Below are 20770 nucleotides of genomic sequence, written 5' to 3'. Positions count from 1 at the left end.
GGGCCGGTTCAACCAAATACCGACTGGGAGGATGGGATACATGTCTTTTTGGGCAGATATAGGTGCGATATTCAGCGCCTTTCTCAGCCAGGATTCGTTCGAGATTCAATCCGCGCTGGAATCCAATGCCACATGGGTGTTGGGGGCAGTGGTCTCGGCCCTTGGTGGGTTTGTGATCATGCTGATCTATCGGGCGGTGCCCTTTATCGAACGCCACCTGGAGCGGTCGGTTATGGTGTATTCCTATCTTGCCATTGCCCTGATCATTTTTTGGGGCGTGATTGACCGGTTCGTGTTCAACGATCAGGAGCCGTGGTCGACCACCATCCCGCCGCTGCTGTTCATGGTAATGGCGTGGTTTGGCGCATCCTACAACGTTCGCCTGCGCACCCATTTGAGCTTTAGCGAGTTTCGCACGGCCATGCCGCGCGGCGGCCAATTAGCCTGCCTGATCCTCGACGCGGTGCTGTGGTTCATCTTTGCGGTGATCGTCATTGTGACCACAACCCGGTTGGTGGCGTTGTCGGCGTCGAACTTTCAGATTGTTCTGGGTACCGACAATATCATGCAGTGGTGGTTTCTTTTGGCAGCGCCACTGTCGTTCTTTCTGATGGTCGGGCGCGTATTTCAGAACCTCGCTGACGATCTGCATAACTGGAAAACAGGTGAGCCGCTGATCCAGCAGGCCGTGATCGGAGCAGACTGATGACTGATGGAACCATGGTTACACTGATCTCGCTAGGGGTCACCTTTCTATTCATGCTAGGCGTACCGGTGTTGCTGGTTATCGGCTATTGGGTCATCGGCTGTTCCTTCGTCCTGGGTCTGACGCTGGACAATATGGGCGCCGAGCTGTTGAACGTGTTCAACAAGGGCTTTGCTCTGCTGGCGATGCCGCTTTTCATCCTGACCGGAGACCTGATTAACAAGTCCGGCATCGCCCGAAGACTCAGCGATTTTGCCTACGCCTGTCTTGGTTGGATACGCGGCGGATTGGCGATGGCATCTTTGGGGGCCTGCGGATTGTTTGCTGCGATTTCAGGATCGAACTCGGCCACCACGGCGACCATCGGCTCGATGCTGCACCCTGAAATGGTCAAAGGCGGCTACGATGAACGCTTCAGCGCCGCGACCGCGGCAGCAGGCGGCACGGTGGGGATCATCATTCCTCCTTCGATTATCTTCATCGTCTACGGGTTCCTGATGAACCTGCCGATTTCCGAGCTGTTTGTGGCGGGCATTCTGCCAGGCGCGCTGATGGTTTTCGGAATGCAGTTTGCATGTTGGATCATCTGCCGAATGAACGGTTGGGGTCACCTGATCCCGCTGCAACTGAACCGCGTGCTGAAAACCGCATTCGGAGCATGGCTGGGCTTCTTCGCTATCGGGTTGGTTCTGTGGGGCATCTATACTGGCAAGTTTTCTCCTACTGAGGCAGCGGGTGTGACCGTTGGCTTCTGCGTGATCGCCGGTCTGGTCAGCTATCCGATCAACCGCATCATGGGTGCGCGGAACGACATATCACCAACCGAGAAGAGTTATGCCGAGATGTTCGTGGTTGAAGGGTTCACGATCCCCGAAATCCCCTCAATCGTTATCCGTTCGGCCCAGATCACAGGCATCCTCGCTCCGCTGATAGCTATCTCGGTGGTGATGCAGCAGATTCTGTCGCTACTCGGCGCGCAGCAAACCATTGGGGATTTCGTGACCTCGATGGGCGGATATCACGCGGTGCTGTTTACCTCGATGGTGATCGTCTTCTTCTCGGGCATGGTGCTGGAGAGTCTGCCGGTGACGATCATCCTGGCACCGATCCTAGCACCAATTGCGGCTTCAGTTGGGATTGATCCAATCCATTTCTCGGTGATCTTCCTTGTGGGCGCATCCATCGGCTTTATCACTCCGCCTTACGGGCTTAACCTCTACGTGGCTTCAGGTGTGACCGGCGTACCTTATTTCCGGCTGTTGCGGTACACAGTCCCATATCTGGTAGCTTTGCTGTCGGTGTGGATTTTGGTGTCGCTTGTGCCCGATCTGGCCTTGATCCTGCTGCCAAATAACTAGACTGTTGCGGGATGGCCGAGACGGAAACACAAGACAAAGAAACTCAGATACCGACCAACCTGCGCCTTCTTCTGATCCTCGAGGAAGTGGCGCGGCGCGGGGTCGCCGTCAAGCCAGCGGACCTGATTGAGACACTGGGTTTAGCCAAGCCGACCGTCCATCGCTTGCTGCAAACCGCTGAGGCTGAAGGCTTCCTGCAGCGCGATCTGGATGGTCGGTCGTACGGTCCGGGACACCGGCTGCGGCGGCTTTCGGTCAATATAATGTCGTCCGAGCACCTACGTACGGCGCGTCTGGCAATCTTGCGCAGTGTGGCAGAAGAAGTTGGCGAGACATGCAACCTCGCCATTCCTGACCGAGAGGGGATGATCTATCTCGACCGGGTGGAGACCAAATGGCCTCTGCGAATTCAACTCCCGGTCGGGACTCAGGTGCCCTTCCACTGCACCGCCAGCGGCAAGATGTACCTGTCCACGCTACGGCAAAAAAAGCTGGATGGGTTTCTTTCAGCAGGGCATCTGCAGCCACAAACCGAACGCTCACTGACTGATCCCAAGCTGTTGCGAGCCGAGATCCAACGTATCTCTCAGAATAGTTATTCCACAGATGACGAGGAATTCATGACCGGAATGACTGCCCTGGCTGTACCCGTTCAGGACGGGCAAGGTCGACTGGTGGGCACGCTTTCGGTTCACGCGCCTACACAACGTCATGACGTCAAAAGTCTGATGTCGTTTCTGGGCATACTGCAAAAAGGGGCGAATGGGCTTTCAGCTCTTTTGACCGAGTGACTAGGTTTCAGACTCCTTGATTTGACAATGGCTGCGGGCGCGATGGCCGAGAGGACGACTTTCGGGCATAGATCACAGCGAGTGGCAACACGACGCCCGCCCTTCAGGCGTCCGAACAAAATCCCGATCTTGTTGCGGCGTTCGTAGCGGCGCTTGTCGTACCGGACAGGCTTGTCGCGTGATTTTCGGCCTGAAGTGCAGGGCTTTTTTCCCTTGTCTATAAGGGCTTCACGGAACCTGCCCGCATTTTAACCACGATCACCCAATGACCATTCAGCCGATGGCAAGTCGTTCACCAAAGCCCTGGCCCCAGCACAATCGCCAACTTGGCCGGTGGAGATGAAGAACCGAATTGGGCGGCCAACGCTGTCGGTAATGGCGTGAAGCTTTGTGTTCATTCCACCCTTGGTCCTACCGGTCAGACTGCCACGCACCACCTTTTTCAACCGCAGGCTTGAGGCAGTGCGGTGTGCATTGAGGTATGTTGCGTCAATCATGATCGTATTGTGATCCGTGCCTTCAGCAGCCAATCCTTCCATGATCCAAGCAAACACAACCATGTTGCTCCACCGCTTCCATCGGTTGTACAGCGTCTTTGGCGGTCTTTATTCGCGAGGTGCTTCGGACACCGCAACCCATTGCGGTTTATAAAGATAATCCCGCTCAGAGCACGCCGGTCGTTAACCCTTGGTTTGCCATGGCTCTTCGGAAAGCAAGGCTGAAGACGCCCCATTTGTTCGTCAGTCAGACAGAATAGATTGCTCAGTGCACACCCCTGAAATTCAGGGGCGTGATCCACGCAGTCGAGATCACGGCAACCAATTTAATGGGTCCAGAACCTAAACGTGATAGCGTTGCCGTCACTTTAGTCATTCGCACCAAAAATGATCCCTGCCAGGTAGTTTGACACATAATGATCATTTGCAATCGGCAGCGGCCGTTCATGCAGGACAACTAAGCGATACAGGCGCAGGACAAAGCTGCCATCTGGGAGGTTCGTTCAGATGGCTGCTTTGATTCTAATTCACGAAATGCAGTCGGTTGAACTCACCACGCCAGGCAGAGACCTCCGACAAAACAGGCTCACCGCTCAGGCCTCGCTTGATCAGGTCGGCCAAACGCTCTGCGTCACCAGAAGTCATGCCCCAGCGGACCAATTCGGGTGTGCCAATCCGGAGGCCATTCATGTCACCCTCGACCGGTTCGACGGGCAATCCAATGCCACAGGAGAGGAACCCGTTTTTGCGCAACTGTTTAGAAGCCGATTGGCCGCCGCCGAAGGGCTGTGCCAGAACCGCGAATTGGTGGGACTTGGTGAAGCCATCCCTGCCAGAGAAGACTGGAACACCTTTCATATGCAAAGCTTCGGCCAGAGCTTTTGACATGGCGATCATCTCGTTCGCGTAGGCCGGGCCAAAATCTTTCCAATCCAGCATAGTGACCGCGAGCGCGGCTGTCTTTGCCGCATCGAAATTGGCTGTCATGCCGGGGAAGGCGATGGCGTCCAGCGCCTTGGCGATGTCGGCATCGTTCGAAACGATCAGACCCCCTGCCGGACCGCCGAGACTCTTGTAGGTGCTCATGGTCATGAAATGCGCACCCTCTTTCAATGGGTTGGACCATGCGCGCCCAGCAATGATGCCGCATTGGTGGGCAGCGTCAAACATGACCTTTGCTCCGACTTCATCCGCAATGGAGCGCACCTCGGCTACGGGGTGTTCAAAAAGATTCAGACTGCCGCCAACTGTGATCAGCTTGGGCCTATTGGTCATTGCCAGGTTGCGTAACTGATCCAGATCGACAGTGTAACCGTCAGCATTTATGGGGGCCTCGATGGTACGCAGGCCGAAAAGTCCCGCGCAACCAGCCAAATGATGGGTCACGTGCCCGCCAATCGATGCAGGCGGAGCAATTATTGTGTCGCCTGGTTTGCAAGTCGCCATGAAACCGTAGAGGTTGGCAATGGCGCCTGAAGGCACCCGAACCTCGGCAAACTGGGCGTCAAAAACGTCGGCACAAAGTTCTGCGGCGATGATTTCAATCTCTTCAATTGCCTCCAGCCCCATTTCATATTTGTCCCCGGGGTAACCCAGTGAGGGTCGAGACCCGATACCTGAGGACAAAAGCGCCTCGGCCTTTGGGTTCATCACATTAGTTGCCGGGTTGAGGTTAAAGCACTCCTTTTCGTGAATGCGACGGTTTTCCTCTGCCAGACGCTCAATCCGGGCCAAAAGATCGCACGACGGTATCGAAGCGGCCTTTGTCGCGATGTCCTGAACCAAGGCTTCGCTTACAGCGGGCACCCAATCTCTTCGTGCAAGTGTCATCTGTCGATCTCCTGTTTTTCCCAATGTGACCGCAGCCGCGTGACATCGCAAAGCAGAATTGCTATTTCTTGGCGTAGAAAAACTAAGGCTAAAGAAATGAGCGTTGCTCCCAAACGCCCAAAGGGACCACCCCTAAACGCCATGCGCGCCTTTGAGGCAGCTGCACGCCACATCAGCTTTGCTGCAGCAGCCGAAGAGCTGAGCGTCTCACCGGGCGCAATTTCTCAACACATCAAAGCGCTGGAAGGATGGGCAGGTGCACCGCTCTTTCGTCGCAATGCCCAAGGGGTTGAACTTTCACCTGAGGGGCATTCTCTTGTTGCGGATTTCACCTCGGCATTTGACCAATTGGCCGATGCCGCCCGAGCGCTGCGTAATCTCAAGCGCAAAGCCGATTTTCATATCGCCGCCCTACCCAGTGTAGCCCAACTCTGGTTACCCGAAAAACTGCGGCGGATCAGAGCGCAGCTTCCAGACGTCGTTTTTTCCGTCACAGCGATGGAGACCCCGCCAAGCCTGGAGCGTGAGCTGTTCGATCTGTCGATCTTTTTTGCCCCGCCGGACGGTTCGCCAAACCAAATTGTGGTCAGCCAGGATGTGATCGCTCCGGTTTGTGCGCCCATTCTTCTGGATCGTGCGCAGAGCGAAACGGGTTTTGAAGACGTTCCATTGCTGCACGATCAGGTTTGGAAAGACGATTGGGCGATTTGGTCACGAAACACTGGATGTCATCTGAACGATGATCAAAGTGGTCCTCAGTTTTCGCTCTACAGTCTAGCCGTCGAAGAGGCCAAAGCCGGCGCAGGCGTATTGATCGGGCATCTATGCTTGATCAAAGAGGCTCTGGCATCGGGAACGCTAACGCTTGCGCATACGAAATCCTGCCAAACAGATAGTTGTCTCGTGATCCAGGTGCCACGGCAATCGCGTCGAAGACCCGAAACAGATCAGGTCGTCGCTTTGCTATCTGATTGAATGAGCACCCTAAAGCTGACATTCGATCAGTATGCAACATCGCCGTTGCGATTAAGCCTGAGGATCGGACATTTCCGCTCCAGCTTTGCGAAAGAGCTTGAGGCTTTAGCCGACGCCCGACGAAACAGTTTGTCGATAAGTTGCTGCTTGTTACCGAAAATCAATTGGACCGGAGGGCCGCCGTAGAAGTGGCTCGCCAACAGATGCTTGCGCGTCCTCAACTCATGGAGAGCGGTCGCATGACTTGTTACTTCAATCCAAAATTGTCTGTCCTATGTACAGGTGAGGAATTACTCCATTTCTTAAAAAACGCGGCCGAGCTATATGACAAAGGCTCAACCGTAGGAACAAATATGAAAGTTTCCGTTCTCGGAACCGGTCGGTCCCTGCCGACAAATTCACTGCTGACTAGCGCGATAGAATTCGATTTGGGATTAATAGATCGCATCTCTTCTACCGGTGTAAAACGGCGATTTGTTTGTGACGACGAGACACAGATTGATCTGGCAAAGGCTGCTGGTCTCGCGTCGCTTGAAAATGCCGGTCTTTCTGCTGGCGACGTCGATTTGGTTATCTCAGGGTCCTCCGTGCCCTTTCAACCTATCCCTTCGACCGCGCCGTTGATCATGCGAGCATTGGGGATACCCGATGGAACCGCTGCAGCGTTTGATATCAACAGCACCTGTCTCAGCTTTGTTAGCGCGCTTGAGACTGCGGCGCGGATGATCGATGGCGGCGCCGCAAAGCGGGCGTTGGTGATATCGTCGGAAGTCGCCTCACGTGCGTTGCCGTGGAATGATCAGCCCGAAGTCGCAGCCCTTTTCGGGGACGGCGCTGCGGCGGTGGTATTGGGGCCATCTGGCGACGACAAACCCGGTGAAATCAAGGCAATCCGGCTCCGCAGCTTTCCCTCGGCATACGAGGCCTGCAGCATCGGCGCAGGTGGCACCCGGTTCGACTTTGAAACCGACCGCGACGCGTTTGTTGCCAACGCCAAGTTCGGGATGGACGGCAAGGCATTGTTCCGGCTGACATCGCAGTATTTCAACACCTTTGTGGATGACCTGCTAGGTCAGGCAGGCTGGACGCGGTCCGACGTAGATCTTGTGATCCCCCATCAGGCCAGCCCAGCGGGGCTTGAGCATATGATCCGACAGACTGGATTCGACCGGGATCAGGTCGTGTGTATTGTCGAAGACTATGGAAACCAAATTGCGGCCTCCATTCCCTTTGCTCTCGATATCGCCAGGGAAAAGGGCCGATTGGCCGAAGGCTGCAGGGTTCTTATGCTTGGAACTTCCGCTGGCGTCAGCATCGGCGGTGCCGCCTTGGTGATCTGAGATGGCGGAGCGCATTCTTGTCACCGGGGCCACCGGCTTTCTGGGCGGTGCTATTCTGCGTCGGCTGGGCACGCGGGGCATTGGCCAGGGGCGCGACACCGGGCGTCTGGCGGCACTCGAGGATCAGGGAATGCGCACCTTATGCTGGTCCCTGCCCGATCCGGCACCCGTTGCCCGGATACCCGATGACATTGCCGCGATTGTTCACTGCGCAGGCTTGTCCGCGCCATTTGGCCCGCGCCGGGCGTTTCACAACGCAAATGTTCTGGGTACGCAGGCAGTGCTGGATTTCGCGCGAAAACGCAGCATCAGGCGGTTGGTCTTTATTTCCAGCCCCTCGGTGTATTTCTCCCTGAACGATCAGTTGGACCTAAGCGAAGACACAACTCTGCCCCGCCCGTTTACAGCTTACGCGGCAAGCAAGATCGCTGCCGAGGGCCTTGTGATGGCAGCCCGAGAGGTCGGGCCTGTCGTACTGCGGCCGCGCGGCCTCTACGGGCCCGGTGACCGCTCGCTTTTGCCTCGGTTGCTGAACTCTGCAAGGGTACGTGCGTTGCCCCGGTTTCGTGATGGGCGGGCGCGGATTGACCTGACATTCGTGGACGACGTGGTTGAGGCGGTCTTGGCCGCCCTCCATGCCGGGTCTTCGGTTGAGCAGCGGGTTTTCAATATTTCCGGTGGCGAAGTGATCTCGATCAGTGAAATCGCCGAACGCGCTTGCAAGCGTGCCGGGATCACACCTCAGTGGCGAAACATGCCGTTGACGCCGGCATTGATTGCTGCCCGGGCGGCCGAAGCAATAGCCCTGTTGCGACCCGGCCAACCTGAACCACCGATCACAAGGTATGCTCTCAGCCTGTTTGCCTTTGCGCAAAGCCTTAATATCTCGCGCGCCCAAAGCGAATTGGGCTGGGTCCCAAGAGTTTCCTTTTCCGAAGGCCTTGAGCGCACCTTTGCAGCAGGAGACGCGACATGAAACCAGTTTTTGCCAACAGCGCCTGGATCAGTGCACGCGAAAGGTTCATCTTGCGGAAAGGCTCGTGGCGGAAGCATTGGTTAAGGGTCCGCTACGGCCTCTTTGTGCATCCTGATGCAGGGCCGGTTCTCATCGATACCGGCTACACCGCCCACAGCGTCCAAGGGCCGGGGCGGAGCCGATGGCTGCGGGCTTACGGGCACGCCTTCGCCCCCATACTGAACGACGATGCGCAGCCGCGGCCGTTCCTGAACCGCTTTGGTCTTGCCCCCCGGGATATCACCACTGTCATTGTCACCCATTTTCACGCCGATCATGTCTCTGGGTTGTCGGTTTTTCCGAACGCGCAATTCATGTGCAGCAGGGCGGCCTGGACCAGTCTTCAACGCAACAGGAATTTTCAGAACATCCGGCACGGGGTTTTTGCGGAACTGCTTCCGGGCGATTTTGCCACTCGCCTGACCCCGGTAGAAGAAAGGGCCAGTAAGAGCGTGCCGCACCTGCCGGACGGTCATGATCTCTTTGGGGATGGCAGTGTTCTGTCGGTCCCGCTGCCCGGTCATGCAGCGGGTCATTTCGGGCTTTTGTTCCCGCGATTGAAGGAACCGCTGCTATACGCCACGGATGCGCAATGGGTGATCGATGCCTTGCCTCGGGCCGCACGGCCCCGCCTGATGCCACGTCTCCTTTCCGACGATTACAATGCCATGCGGCGCAGCACCGATCATGTCCAAGCGTTTCGCGACTCCGGGGGCCTCGTCATGTTGTGCCACGACGACGGAGCTTCATCCTTTGATGTTGAAGAAGGGGCCCATTTTTGATCGCCCGGCTTCAGGCACCCATAAGCTTTGTGACGACGCGACGCCTTTCCAAGGCGGGGCTTTCGCGCATACGGTTCGAACAGCTGCAGACCCGCGCACTTGAACGTTGGCTCAACCAGTCAGTGCCACGGGTGCGCGCCCATGCCGATGCACCGGCCCGGTTGCAGGATCTGCCCGTGATGGACAAGGCCCGGCTCATGGCCGATTTCGGAAGCTACAACGTGCCCGGCGTGACGGCCGAGCAAGTCCGCGACGCGATGGAGCGTGATTTTCGCATCGGTTCGCTCACCGTGGGCGCCAGCACCGGAACCAGTGGAAATCGCGGTTTCTTTGTCATCTCGGACGCGGAGCGGTACCGGTGGCTGGGGACCATTCTGGCAAAAACCATTGCCGATCTTCTTTGGCACCGGCAGCGGGTGGCGATCATCCTGTCCCAAGGAACCGGGCTGTATGACAGCGCCAACCAGTTCCGGCAAATCCAGTTGCGATTCTTCGATCTTACGGTTGGCCCGGACACATGGCAGGGCGCGCTGGAAGCCTTCGACCCCTCGGTGATCGTCGCCCCGCCGAAAGTGCTTCGCCACATGGTGGAACAGAGTTTTCGGGTGCAGCCGGCCCGTGTTTTCTCGGCGGCGGAAACGCTTGATCCGGTGGACCGACCGGTGATCGAAACAGCCTTTGGGGCACCGTTGGAGCAAATCTACATGGCCACCGAGGGGCTGCTGGGCGTGACCTGCCGCCATGGGTGTCTGCATCTGGCCGAAGATTCGATCCATTTTGAGTTCGAACCCGCAGAGGATGGGCTTGTCACACCGTTGATTTCATCCTTCCGGAGAAACACACAGATCCTTGCGCGCTACCGGATGAATGATCTTCTCAGGCTTGCGCTTGAAACCTGCCCCTGCGGCTCACACTTGCAAGCGGTGAAGGAGGTGGTCGGGCGTGTGGACGATTGTTTTCACTTGCCGGGCCAATCGGGGCAGCAACTCGTCACTCCGGACGTGTTGCGCAACGCCGTGCTAAAAGCAGACCCGCGGATTACAGATTTCAGGATCGTTCAGACGGGCGCGCAGGACATTGTCCTGACGCTGCCGCCGGGCCTGCCATCAGACACGGTGGATCGGGCCAAACACCAACTTGAAACCCTGCTGAGGCGTCGCGGACTTTGGGCAGAGGTCACATTGGCACGCAAACCGCTGGTGCTGGACGTGACGCGGAAACTCAGGCGGGTCGAACGCCGCTTTGCACCGAATGACAGTGTATGATGGACAGCCCCGCCCCTGTTGCGCAGTTTGTCGACCTCTTTGCCCGACACCGTTCCGAAGCGCTGATTGCAAACCTGTCCACACGGGTTGAGCAGTTGGATATCGGTGAGTTGAGCGTTCCAATGACGGTGAACGATGGCAGATTGCAAGGCAATTGCTACATCTGTGATCCGGTGACGGGCTATATCGACTATGCCATCGAAGAGACCCGCAATTTTGGCAGCCGCCCACTGTTGCGGCACGTGTTAATCAGGCTGACCCATTGCGCGGCGCCTATCGTTCGTGCCACTGGGCTGGACCGCTCGGTGCAGGTGAACAATTGGCTTTTTTCCACCAACCCGGTGACGCAGATCGACCGCCCTACAGCCGCCGCATTGCGCGACCACCTGACGGCGCGGTTTCCGGGCCACGCGATCATATTGCGCTCGCTCAATACCTATGCGGACGCGTCTACGCTGGACGCTTTCCGGGCCGAGGGGTTCCATATGATCCCATCGCGGCAGGTCTACCTGTTCGATGGCCGCAAAGCGCCAAAGCTGCAAAAAGACATGAAAAACGATCAGCGCCTGCTGCAGAAAACACCGCATGAATTGGTCACCAACGAGGCCTTTGAACCGCGCGACTATGCGCGGTGCGCCGCGCTTTACCGCTTGCTATATCTGGAAAAGTACACCCCACTGAACCCGCAATACACTCCGGCTTTCATCGCTGAAATGCACCAATGCGGGTTGATTGAACTGGAGGGGTTGCGCGGCGAAGACGGGGAGCTTGCGGCTTTTGGCGGGCGGTTTCAGATCGGGCGCACCCTGACACAACCGCTGCTTGGCTACGACACCAGCCGCCCGCAAAAGGAGGGGCTATATCGGTTGATCACCGCGCTCGCACAGCAAGCCGCATTGGATCATGGTCTGCTGTTCAACATGAGCGCCGGCGCGGCGGGCTTCAAACGTCATCGGGGGGCCGTGCCCGCCATAGAATTCAGCGCCGTCTACGTCCGACATCTGCCCAGACGACAAAGAATGGCCTTGCGCGCGATTTCAACCGTGTTGTCAGGCGTCGGCGTCCCCCTTCTGCAAAGGTTCGAATTATGACAACTGACCTATGGCACGCTGTCGCCCGGTCCCGCGACCTGCGGCGCAAACCGATCCGCGTGCATTTTGACGGCAAACCCGTAGTGCTTTTCCGAAACGGAACAGGCATCTCGGCGCTGCACGACCAATGCCCCCATCGGTTGGTGCCGCTGTCGCAAGACCGCGTGGTGGGTGACACAATCGAATGCCCCTATCACGGCTGGCGCTTTTCGGGCGATGGCAAATGTGTCGACATGCCCGGAACAGTCGATCCCCTGCCCCGTTGCCGTGTCCCGCGCTATCGGGTTCTGGAAACGGACGGCGGGATTTTCCTGTCCAGCGGGCAGCCCCCTGCCCCGCCCTTTGTTCACCCGATGCAAGGGCAAGACATCGTTTCGCAGGTTGTAAAAAGTACGACGTGCTCGACCCTGGTCGACGTGGCCGAGAACATCCTTGATGCAACCCATACCCATTACACGCACAAGGGCCTGTTGCGTGGCCTGTCAGCCAAACGCTACCGGGTTCAAGTCGAGGTGACGCGCGGCCCGGATTGGGTCGAGGCCGTCTATACCGGGGAAGAGCGCCAACATGGGCTGGTCAGCGCCTTGCTGGATGGGGCCCGCACCAAAGGCGTGGGCCGCTATCGCCGCCCGGGAATTGCCGAGCTTGAATATTGGGGGCCTCGGGGAATGGTTCTGGCCACCACCTTCCACCTGCGGCAGACGGATGCGGAAACGGTTGAGGGCATTGGCTGGCTCAGTGCCCCGCGTCAACATGGCTTGGGTCATCTCAAGGCGCTGTTTTTCAAGCCGATGTTTCGCGTGGCGTTGGAACAGGATCGACGGGTATTGGCATCGGCCTACGAGAAAAGACGCGGCAGCACCCGCATGATCGGACCGCTGGACATTCTGCGGCGCGAGATTGAGCTGATCGAAGCGGGCCAGACCCTTACCCCCTGCGTGCAAAGCTATGAGATGGAGCTCTGATCCTCTCCGTTCCATTCGATACCCCAGGTCGAGGCGCGCTCCAGACTGATCCGATGCCGCAAGGCGATGCTGGCAAACTCCGCGACTGATCGAAGCTGTGCCCCCAGCCCCACCCGCGTGCCGGACCATCCCATAACATCGCCCGAGCGGCGCAGCGCATCCCGAAAGACACGCCGCTCCTTTCGCCGCAGCATCATCGGCAGGCCGTAGAGCCATAACGCCAGCCGTACCGCCTGCGGGTCGGTTACGTTTGGCTTAACCTCGGCGTCATCCATGAACATGGCACGTACGAAAGCCGCCCCGTCGGTGAAAAAATGCAGCCCGCTTGTCGAGCGGGGATTACATTCGAGCGGGACTATCCGTCCATCGTCGGTCTGCATCAGGTCAAACGAAACCTGACCTGTCCATCCGGTCGCGCGGACAAAGCACTCCACGAAAGGGCGGACGATTTCCGCGTCGGCAGGTTCAAAGCAAACAGCCGCCCCCGGCCCGGCTCGCACCAATCCCCGATAGGCAGCAAGCGCAACAACTCGGCCCTGACGCGCCACGGCGTAGACGCATAGCTCCGCGCCTGATACGTGGCGCTGAGCAACCCAAGGCGTCGCCGCCGTAGGCTTTACCCGGCGCAGGCGCGCGGCATCAGGCCGGATCAGCACCTTAGACCCGAATCGCGACCACGCCGGTTTGAACACCAGATCCCGTGCAGATGCCGCGTAGGCGGCGCATTCGGCTTGGGTGGTCAGAAGGTGGGTATCGGGCGTGTCGAGCCCAATTTCCCGGCACAATTCTATGAAGGTAAACTTGTTGTGCACACGTTCGAGCAATGCAATTTCCGGTGCGAACAATGTGGCACCCATGTGGTTCTGCGCCCACATTGCGCCCAGATGCAGTGCTTCTTCGCAGGTGGGTACGACAAGTTTGATGCCTTCGGACGAAATGATCTCCGACAGCGCCGCACGCGCTGCGTGGGGCTCGGTCGTGAACGTCGGAATGCGGTGATACCCGATGTCCAATCGGTTGGCCGCAGCAACTGGGTGTTTCAGGTGATCGACCAAAGTCACCGGGTGACCTGCCTGTGCAAACAACCGCGCCAGATGCAGTGCAACTGGCGCGCGCGCACCCGAAATCAATATCGGCACTGCTGATGCCATCACGCCTTTACCGAATTGACCGCCACAGGCAAAACCTCAGTTGCAGGATCAACCGACCCAACCGCATATCCACAGAGTTTACAAGCAGGCATTGATGCAAAGGCCGGGATGCAACGCTTGTGTCTCGACCGTCCTCGCGCCCACTGGGTCTTGGGGGACAATTTGACAGAACACAAAGTCGATGCTTACCTGAGCGCAGCGCGACATGGGTAATCTGAATTTCCAAGATTTATCAGTGTTCTGAGACGTCTTTCGGGGCGGCGTTAAGGCCAGACTTGCAACTGGAGAATTTGAGATGGAATTGATCACAGAACAGCTTCGCGCCTATCCGATCATGGCGCTGTTCCTTTGTCTGGGCCTGGGTTATGGCGTCGGTAAGTTCCGGGTTGGCAAGTTCGAACTGGGCGGCATCGCAGGGACCCTGCTGGTAGCGGTTTTTGTGGGCCAGATCGGCGGCATCAACCTGAGCACCGATGTCCAGAACGTCTTTTTCTCTCTGTTCATCTTCATGGTCGGATATAACGGTGGGCCACAGTTTTTTGCGGCCCTGAACAGAACCGCCCTTACGAAGCTGCTGGCTGCGTTCATGATGACCCTCTGGGGACTGTTCTTTGTCATCGTAGTCGCCAGACTGGCCGGGCTGGACAAAGGGTTGGCCGCCGGGTTGGCCGCCGGAGGACTGACACAATCCGCCATCATCGGCACCGCTGGCAACGCCATCGACCTTCTGGGGCTGTCGGCGGACGAGGCTGAAAAGCTCAAGACAAACATCGCGGTGGGGTACTCGGTCACCTATATTTTTGGTTCGATCGGCCCGATTCTTGCCGTCAGCGTCATCCCGATCATTATGCGCGTCGACCTGCGGCAAGAGGCGATCAAGCTGGCCCAGAAACTCAGCGGTGGCGGGCGCAAGCTTGAGGAAGGTGAATTCCTTCCGATGAACCGCTTCGACGCTCGTGCCTATCAGGTGAATGCCGACGCCACAATTGTGGGCCAAACTGTGAAAACCATCGAGGGCGTCTATGACGGCGACCTGATCGTCGAGAAGCTGTTGCACGACGGCGCCCCAGTAGACGCGGCACCTGAAACTGTCGTCAACGCCGGGGATGTAATTGTCGTGTCGGCACTGGTTGCGACCCTGACTCAGTTTGAGGGCACCGCAAGTGGTGAGATCGGTGAATACCCGCCCGAGCTGACCGTTGTAGAAGAGCGCCGCAACGTCGTCATCACCAACCGCAAGCTGGCGGGCAAGACCCTTTCGGAATTGCGCGAAGCATTGACGGCGGATCAACGACGCGGGGTCCATATCTCGAAGATCACGCGCATGGGGCATGACGTGCCTGTTTTGCACAACACCGAAATCCACGCGGGTGACGAGGTATCAATCGTCGGCCACAAGGACGATCTGAACCGGGTATCAAAGGTGGCGGGCTATGTGCCGCCATCGGCCTCGGTCACGAATTTCATCGCTCTGGGGATCGGCGTGGCCGTCGGCTATCTGATCGGTGAAATCAGCTTTGTCATCGCAGGCACCAAAGTGGCGCTGGGGTCTGGCCTTGGATGCCTCGTGACCGGGTTGATCATCGGGTACCTGCGTATCCGTCGACCCAAGATTGGCGGCATCAACCGGGGTGCTGCGAATTTTCTGCAGAGCTTTGGGCTTGCTGTATTTGTCGGGGTCGTCGGCCTGAACGCAGGCAAGCCCGCGCTGGAGGCAATTCAGGAATACGGCATTACCCTGTTGCTGCTGGGTGTCGTCATCACGCTGATGCCGATGATCGTTCAGTTCCCGATCAACTATTTTGTCCTGCGCATCAAAAACCCGGTCGAGGCCTGCGCGGTGGTGACAGGGTCACGTTCCGGCAATCCAGGCTTTGCGACGCTGCTGGAAAAGACCGGCAACGCAACCCCGACGCCTGCCTTCACCATGACCTATGCGGTGGCGAATATTTTCCTGACCCTGTGGGGTCCGCTGGTCGTGGCGTTCGTGCCGTAAGTCACATCAGCAGGATTACGATGACTGAGCCCCACAGGGCCAGCAGCACATTGCCAACGGCATAGCCTAGGCCATAGCCCAGCGTTGGAACCTGACTCTGTGCGGCTTCCTGCACGGCGGCCAGGCCGGGCGCCGACGTCCCTGCCCCGCAACAGGTGCCCGCCAGAACACCCTCGTTTATCCCAAAGACCTTGCGACCGACAAAGACCGCAGACCCATGGGCCAGTAGCACAATGGCCACCGACCCAAAGATCAGTGACGGGCCGCTTTCCATTACTCCCGTTACAAAACTGGGCCCCGAGGTGATGCCCACGCAGGCCACGAACACGCACAGCCCCAGCGAGTCGAAGATCCACAGAGTTGCCTCGGGTACGAAGCCAAACGTCCGATGGACCGAGCGCAGCCACCCCGCCACCAGTCCGCCCAGCAGCACCCCGACCGAGGTGCCCAAGCCCAGCTCAATCGCGCCATATTTCAGCGCAGGGATGCCGATCAGCCCGCCCAGCAGAATAAAAAAGGCCACAAAGACCATGTCGGTCTTGGTGGTTTCGCGATCCAAATAGCCCAACCGCTTGGCGGCGTCTTCAATATGGCCGCGGGTGCCCGATACGGTCAGCACATCGCCCTTGTGCAGGGTCACACCGCGAAAGATCGGCAGCCGCTCACCGCTGCGCATGATGCCACGCAGATAGATGGTGCGCGCCTCGGGGCGGGCCGACAGTTCGGCCAGCGTTTGGTTAACCACCTCTTTATTGGTCACGACGATATCGTTGGTCTGCACCGGCAGGTCCAGAAGTTCGGGGTCTTCGACCTCTTCCCCCAGCATGGCAGTGTGGTCGATCAGATAGGACCGCACGCCAGCGATGGCAGCGATGTCGCCCTCTTGCAGCACCATATCGCGCGAGGTCGGCAGGATCTTGTTCCCGCGCCGCACCCGGTCGAAAAAGGCGCGGACATGATCGGGAACGCGGGCCTCAAGCTCAGATATTCGACGGCCCGCAAACTCGGGGTTTATGCGATAGGCGCGGGCTTCAAAATCGCGATGTTCCGACACCATAGGTGCGCCGTTATTGTCCAGCTCGGCCTCATGTTCCGCGCAGGCTTCTTTCAATGACCGGCCATATAACCGCGGGGCCAGTTGAGTGTGAAAAAAGATCGTGGCGATCACGCCTACAAAATAGGCCACGGCGAAACCAGTGGCGATCTCACCATCGAAAATCTGTTGCGCGGCTTCGTCTGCCCCGGTTTTGGCAAAGGCATCGATAGCCACGCCCAGCGTAGCACTTTCGGTCACACCACCCGCCAAAAGACCCGCGGCGATCCCAACCGACAGCCTCATCAGCGGGGCCAACACCGCGGCCACCACCAACGCCACGACACACAGCAGCACTGTGACGGCGATCTGCGGCAAGGCGTGCAGGTTCAGGGATCGGAAGAACTGCGGCCCGGTCCGGTATCCGATCGAGAACAGGAACAGCAGAAAAAACGCCTGTTTCAAGTCATCCGACACCACCACCCCGGTCTGGCCGACCAGCACTCCAGCCAACAGGCAACCCGCCACCGATCCCACGGTGAACGAGCCGACGGTGATTTTTCCTAGCGCATAGCCAAGGGCGAGGCTGCAGAACAAGGCAAGGGCGGGATGGTGGCCAAATATCGACCCGATCAATTCCATTTCGCCCCTCCCCCCGCGCCGTTATTCAGCCGTGCAACGGCAACCCTTTCGAGGCGCGATAGGCCTGCACATAGCCCACGGCCACCGCCCGTACCGCGCGACCAATCTGACGATAGGCGCTGTCATCGAGATTGGCGAAGGACACCCGTGCGGACCAGTTCGGGGCATCAAAGCCCGACCCGTTCAGCAGCACAATCCCGTGGTCCTGCGCCAGCTTGAACGAGATATCCAGCGGGTGGACGTTTTTCTTGATCCACGCGACCACCTCTTCGCCCACGTATTTGCGCAGCCAGAACTCAAAATCGATTATGCCATAATACCGGTCGAACAGCGGGTTGTCGGGCACTTCGATGCCCATGCCCTTGACCAGCTCATCAAAGCGGTGTTTCAGGATGCCCCAGCAGAACTTCTGGTAGCCTTTGTCCTCGTCCATCAATTCGACCAAAGAGAACAGCGTCATCATCACCTGCTGCGGCAGAGACAGGCCCGCGGTGTGGTTCAGCGCCACGTCGCGGCTGTCCGCGACAATCCGATCGATGAACTTGAACGAGGACGGGTCCGGGGTCAGCGTCTCGTATCGCGCGTTGACCACGGCTTTGGTCTCGTCCGGCGCTTCGGCGATCATCTTGTCGAAGATGTTGTTCTCGGCCACCAGTATCGCGCCCAGACGCCAGCCGGTGCAGCCGAAATACTTGGAGTAGGAATAGACCCCGATCGTGTTCTCGGGCAGGTGCCCCATCACTGACTGGAAGTTCGGAATGAACGTACCGTAGACGTCGTCGGTCAGTATGATCAGATCCGGACGGCGGGTTTTGACGAACTCGACCAGCCGGGCCATCACCTCGGGGCTGATTGCGACCGAAGACGGATTGCCCGGGTTGACCAGAAACAGCGCTTTGACTTTCGAGTCGGCCAACTGTTCCAGGTCATCGTCGGTCAACTGGAAATGGTCTTCCTCTTCCGAGGACACATCCACCACATTCAGCCCATAGTCTTCCAGCACCGGCATTTCCAGATAGGGGGTGAAGATCGGTGTCCCCAACGCAATTGTGTCACCCGCGTTCAGCAGTCGCTGGTTCTTGAGCGCTTTAAAAATATAGCACATCGCCGCGGTGCCACCTTCGACCGCGTAAATGTCGAACTTTGCGTCGGGCCGATGCCCCGCGCACATCGCCCACATCACGTATTCATGAACGATCGCCTCATTGTGCTTCATGCAACGGTCCGGCATCGGATAATGGTCGCCAACGATACCGTCGGTCAGTTCCAGCACGAAATCATCTGGAATGAAGCCGAATTTCTCAATCGCAAAATCCACCACGGCGGCCAGAATATCCGCTCCCGGAGGACCGTTCTTATCTACTGAGTCCGTACAATACGCCTTGAGCCGATCATAGCAGCCCGGCCCCTGCGGCATCCCGGCCAGCCCGACCTGCGGTTCATTGCGGTGGCGCTGAGCCTCGGTCATTGCGAACTGGCCCAGCAGGAAAAACGCCTCGCGTGCCTTGGTGGCGATCCAGTTGGGATTGCCACGTCCTGCATTCAGATAGGGCAAGGCCATCTGGCGCGCTTCTTTCTCGGCCAACTTAATGAGTTCGTCTTTGATTTGAAAAGGACTTAAGTTCTCAAACTTGTGAAGGTCCAGTGTTTCTGACATAGCTTCAAACCCTTGCGTTAAAACAATCGGAAGAATTCAACCGGATCGTACGCAAGGATTTGTGCTTGTGTAAACTATGCAGTCAGAGCCTGACGCGGGGGCAACCACTGCCGGGGATCAGTTGATCCGGGCCGACGCCGCTAACGCACCAGCCAGGGCGTTCTGAATCTCGGCCGGAAATTTTTGACCTTCTTCATGAAGCCCTGCAGCGACCCAGCCCACCGTGTGCCCGCGACTGCCGATGTCATTGGCGCGTACCACCGTCGGAGATGTGCGCTCGACACTAACCAGCGCCATCGTGCGTTCAATCTCACTATCCGTCAGGACCATTTTAACCGCGCTGAAAATATCCACAGACACCTGCAGGGTCTGATGCTCCAACCGATGCGCTGCATCCGTCAGCAGGCGCGTGCAAAAAGCGGACAGGAAATACCAGCGGAAGATGGAAAACACCCGGTTCTGCAATTCACCTTGCACTGAAACACCATCATTGGCCGCGTTTGCGATACGTTGGAACGCGGCCTCGGCTGCTTTGGACGCCTGACAAATCTGCCGCTCGCGCTTGGCAATAGAAATGATACGCGGCGCAAGTTCCACTGCGGCGTGCTGGGATTCCAAATTCATATCCGTCCTCCAACGTTAACTCCTGATGAGGACTTGGAAACTCTCGAACAAATTCGGTTGCGAATTAACGCCATTATTTACAGAAATTGTCCCATTCTTGGCTAAACAAAAATGACATAAAGCCAGTTCTAACGCAAACATAAGTGACAACAGGCGGCCAACATATGCCCCTTTAAGGTTTTTACACTTTTCAAAATGAGGCACGAGTAGCAACTTGGGCTGTAAAACACATAGATCTGACACGATCTCGTAATAGTTATGCCCATTTTTGCACGTACCAAAACTCAATCCTGCTGATCAGTTTACGAGTTTGAATTTAACGAGGGGGTACGAGCGGGATCAGGGGGTGAGCGCCTGACCAACTGGGCTCGCCAACGGCCAGAGCAGCTCCCCCCGCCGCCAATACTCAACCCATTTTGCCTTTTTGAGCATGTGCGTAGCGATAAAACGGGACATCTACGAATGATGCCTGGGGCTTTCGGACGCGCTGCCAATGGCGATCCGCAGCGGCAATACCCGAGCATTGTACCATCTGCATAACGTGGATCGCCCTAGCCAGATGAGCGACAGCGATGGCCCGTCCTTATCCTTGGACACCCCCAATCAGGTTCAGCATCACGTCGACCACAAAGTTGCTAAGCACAGAGTTTACTTAGTGGAACGCCTCCATGAACGCGTCGCCGTATTTCCAGTAGCCGCTGCCTGCTCTCCGGAAACCAACCTCGACCAGAATGAAAGTGATGTGCGCAGCTGGTCCATCGGACGCTCCGAGTGGTTTGGCGCAGTTCAAGGCTCATGATGTCAACTTTTCTGTATACATTTTGTATTTTTTTAGAATACAAATGGCGCGTCACAGCCACGCAGCGATTCGCGCCGCACGTTCGAGGAGGGACGGATGAGAGACGATGCCAAATCCCGCAAACCCGAACTGACCCGGCGACGGTCGATCTCAATCCTGAACCGGCCCCGATGATGTATGGAGCTGTTTTGCAGTTGGCGGCGAAGAATGCGACGGGTGTGCAGGTTGGAGCGCTGAAGGCGGCGCAGGAGGC

General features: G+C 57.7%; 17 protein-coding genes and 2 pseudogenes. 13 read left to right on the top strand and 6 right to left on the bottom strand.

Going from position 1 to position 20770, the window contains the following annotated elements:
- The first annotated feature begins 40 nt into the window (after positions 1-40).
- Genes ACR0IK_RS20550 through ACR0IK_RS20540 form a run of 3 tightly spaced genes read left to right on the top strand, consistent with a single transcriptional unit; the run spans position 41 to position 2855 of the window.
- On the top strand, positions 41-706 hold the full coding sequence (locus ACR0IK_RS20550; RefSeq protein ID WP_480595270.1) for a TRAP transporter small permease: 666 nt from the start codon (positions 41-43) through the stop codon (positions 704-706).
- Entirely contained in the window at positions 706-2064 is a 1359-nt protein-coding gene (locus ACR0IK_RS20545; RefSeq protein ID WP_480595272.1) for a TRAP transporter large permease, read from the top strand. The genes ACR0IK_RS20550 and ACR0IK_RS20545 overlap by 1 nt, the downstream gene beginning before the upstream one ends.
- A gap of 11 nt (positions 2065-2075) precedes the next feature.
- Positions 2076-2855, top strand: coding sequence for an IclR family transcriptional regulator (locus tag ACR0IK_RS20540; protein ID WP_480643015.1), 780 nt, complete (start codon positions 2076-2078; stop codon positions 2853-2855).
- A 23-nt stretch (positions 2856-2878) separates the two neighbouring features.
- Here the strand turns inward: ACR0IK_RS20540 and ACR0IK_RS20535 are convergent.
- Positions 2879-3621 (bottom strand): annotated as a pseudogene (locus ACR0IK_RS20535) (IS5 family transposase); the annotation flags it as partial.
- A gap of 253 nt (positions 3622-3874) precedes the next feature.
- The gene (locus ACR0IK_RS20530; protein WP_480643014.1) at positions 3875-5182 is read right to left on the bottom strand and encodes an aminotransferase class I/II-fold pyridoxal phosphate-dependent enzyme; all 1308 of its coding nucleotides are present in this window, start codon (positions 5180-5182) and stop codon (positions 3875-3877) included.
- Positions 5183-5278: 96 nt separating this feature from the next.
- Here ACR0IK_RS20530 and ACR0IK_RS20525 point away from each other — a divergent pair, with 96 nt between their 5' ends.
- From ACR0IK_RS20525 to ACR0IK_RS20495, 7 genes are all read left to right on the top strand, one after another.
- Positions 5279-6157: a LysR family transcriptional regulator gene (locus ACR0IK_RS20525; protein ID WP_480643013.1), complete on the top strand. Its 879-nt coding sequence runs from the start codon at positions 5279-5281 to the stop codon at positions 6155-6157.
- Positions 6158-6510: 353 nt separating this feature from the next.
- On the top strand, positions 6511-7497 hold the full coding sequence (locus ACR0IK_RS20520; RefSeq protein ID WP_480643012.1) for a 3-oxoacyl-ACP synthase III family protein: 987 nt from the start codon (positions 6511-6513) through the stop codon (positions 7495-7497).
- 1 nt (position 7498) lies between these two features.
- A complete protein-coding gene (locus tag ACR0IK_RS20515) occupies positions 7499-8473 on the top strand; it encodes an NAD-dependent epimerase/dehydratase family protein (protein WP_480643011.1) in 975 nt (324 codons plus the stop codon).
- The gene (locus tag ACR0IK_RS20510; RefSeq protein WP_480643009.1) at positions 8470-9294 is read left to right on the top strand and encodes an MBL fold metallo-hydrolase; all 825 of its coding nucleotides are present in this window, start codon (positions 8470-8472) and stop codon (positions 9292-9294) included. The genes ACR0IK_RS20515 and ACR0IK_RS20510 overlap by 4 nt, the downstream gene beginning before the upstream one ends.
- Complete coding sequence (locus ACR0IK_RS20505) at positions 9291-10559, top strand: CoF synthetase (RefSeq protein ID WP_480643008.1); 1269 nt, start codon at positions 9291-9293, stop codon at positions 10557-10559. Before ACR0IK_RS20510 ends, ACR0IK_RS20505 begins: the two co-directional genes overlap by 4 nt.
- The gene (locus tag ACR0IK_RS20500; protein ID WP_480643006.1) at positions 10556-11650 is read left to right on the top strand and encodes a GNAT family N-acetyltransferase; all 1095 of its coding nucleotides are present in this window, start codon (positions 10556-10558) and stop codon (positions 11648-11650) included. The genes ACR0IK_RS20505 and ACR0IK_RS20500 overlap by 4 nt, the downstream gene beginning before the upstream one ends.
- Complete coding sequence (locus ACR0IK_RS20495) at positions 11647-12615, top strand: Rieske 2Fe-2S domain-containing protein (RefSeq protein ID WP_480643005.1); 969 nt, start codon at positions 11647-11649, stop codon at positions 12613-12615. The genes ACR0IK_RS20500 and ACR0IK_RS20495 overlap by 4 nt, the downstream gene beginning before the upstream one ends.
- Here ACR0IK_RS20495 and ACR0IK_RS20490 read toward each other — a convergent pair.
- Positions 12597-13766, bottom strand: a complete 1170-nt coding sequence (locus ACR0IK_RS20490; RefSeq protein WP_480643004.1) for an ATP-grasp domain-containing protein — start codon at positions 13764-13766, stop codon at positions 12597-12599. The genes ACR0IK_RS20495 and ACR0IK_RS20490 overlap by 19 nt on opposite strands.
- A gap of 295 nt (positions 13767-14061) precedes the next feature.
- On the opposite strand from ACR0IK_RS20490, the gene aspT (ACR0IK_RS20485) reads away from it, so the two are divergent.
- Positions 14062-15762: an aspartate-alanine antiporter gene (gene aspT, locus ACR0IK_RS20485; RefSeq protein ID WP_480643002.1), complete on the top strand. Its 1701-nt coding sequence runs from the start codon at positions 14062-14064 to the stop codon at positions 15760-15762.
- A gap of 1 nt (position 15763) precedes the next feature.
- Here the strand turns inward: aspT (ACR0IK_RS20485) and aspT (ACR0IK_RS20480) are convergent, their stop codons facing one another.
- The 3 genes from aspT (ACR0IK_RS20480) to ACR0IK_RS20470 all read right to left on the bottom strand — a co-directional run bounded on the left by aspT (ACR0IK_RS20480) (position 15764) and on the right by ACR0IK_RS20470 (position 19718).
- Positions 15764-17437 carry an aspartate-alanine antiporter gene (aspT, locus tag ACR0IK_RS20480; RefSeq protein WP_480595290.1) on the bottom strand — a complete coding sequence of 558 codons (1674 nt, stop codon included), beginning with the start codon at positions 17435-17437 and terminating at the stop codon, positions 15764-15766.
- Between the two features lie 25 nt (positions 17438-17462).
- Complete coding sequence (locus tag ACR0IK_RS20475) at positions 17463-19094, bottom strand: bifunctional aspartate transaminase/aspartate 4-decarboxylase (RefSeq protein WP_480643001.1); 1632 nt, start codon at positions 19092-19094, stop codon at positions 17463-17465.
- A 117-nt stretch (positions 19095-19211) separates the two neighbouring features.
- Entirely contained in the window at positions 19212-19718 is a 507-nt protein-coding gene (locus ACR0IK_RS20470) for a hypothetical protein (protein ID WP_480643000.1), read from the bottom strand.
- A gap of 493 nt (positions 19719-20211) precedes the next feature.
- Here ACR0IK_RS20470 and ACR0IK_RS20465 point away from each other — a divergent pair, with 493 nt between their 5' ends.
- Together ACR0IK_RS20465 and ACR0IK_RS20460 are read left to right on the top strand one after the other, a co-directional pair.
- The gene (locus ACR0IK_RS20465; protein ID WP_480642999.1) at positions 20212-20517 is read left to right on the top strand and encodes a hypothetical protein; all 306 of its coding nucleotides are present in this window, start codon (positions 20212-20214) and stop codon (positions 20515-20517) included.
- Positions 20517-20770 (top strand): annotated as a pseudogene (locus tag ACR0IK_RS20460) (hypothetical protein); the annotation flags it as partial. The gene ACR0IK_RS20465 and the pseudogene ACR0IK_RS20460, both read left to right, overlap by 1 nt.

This window comes from Ruegeria sp. BF7 (assembly GCF_056538605.1).
The sequence above is the reverse complement of the archived record's forward strand: the minus strand, read 5'-3'. Positions and strand labels throughout refer to the sequence as shown.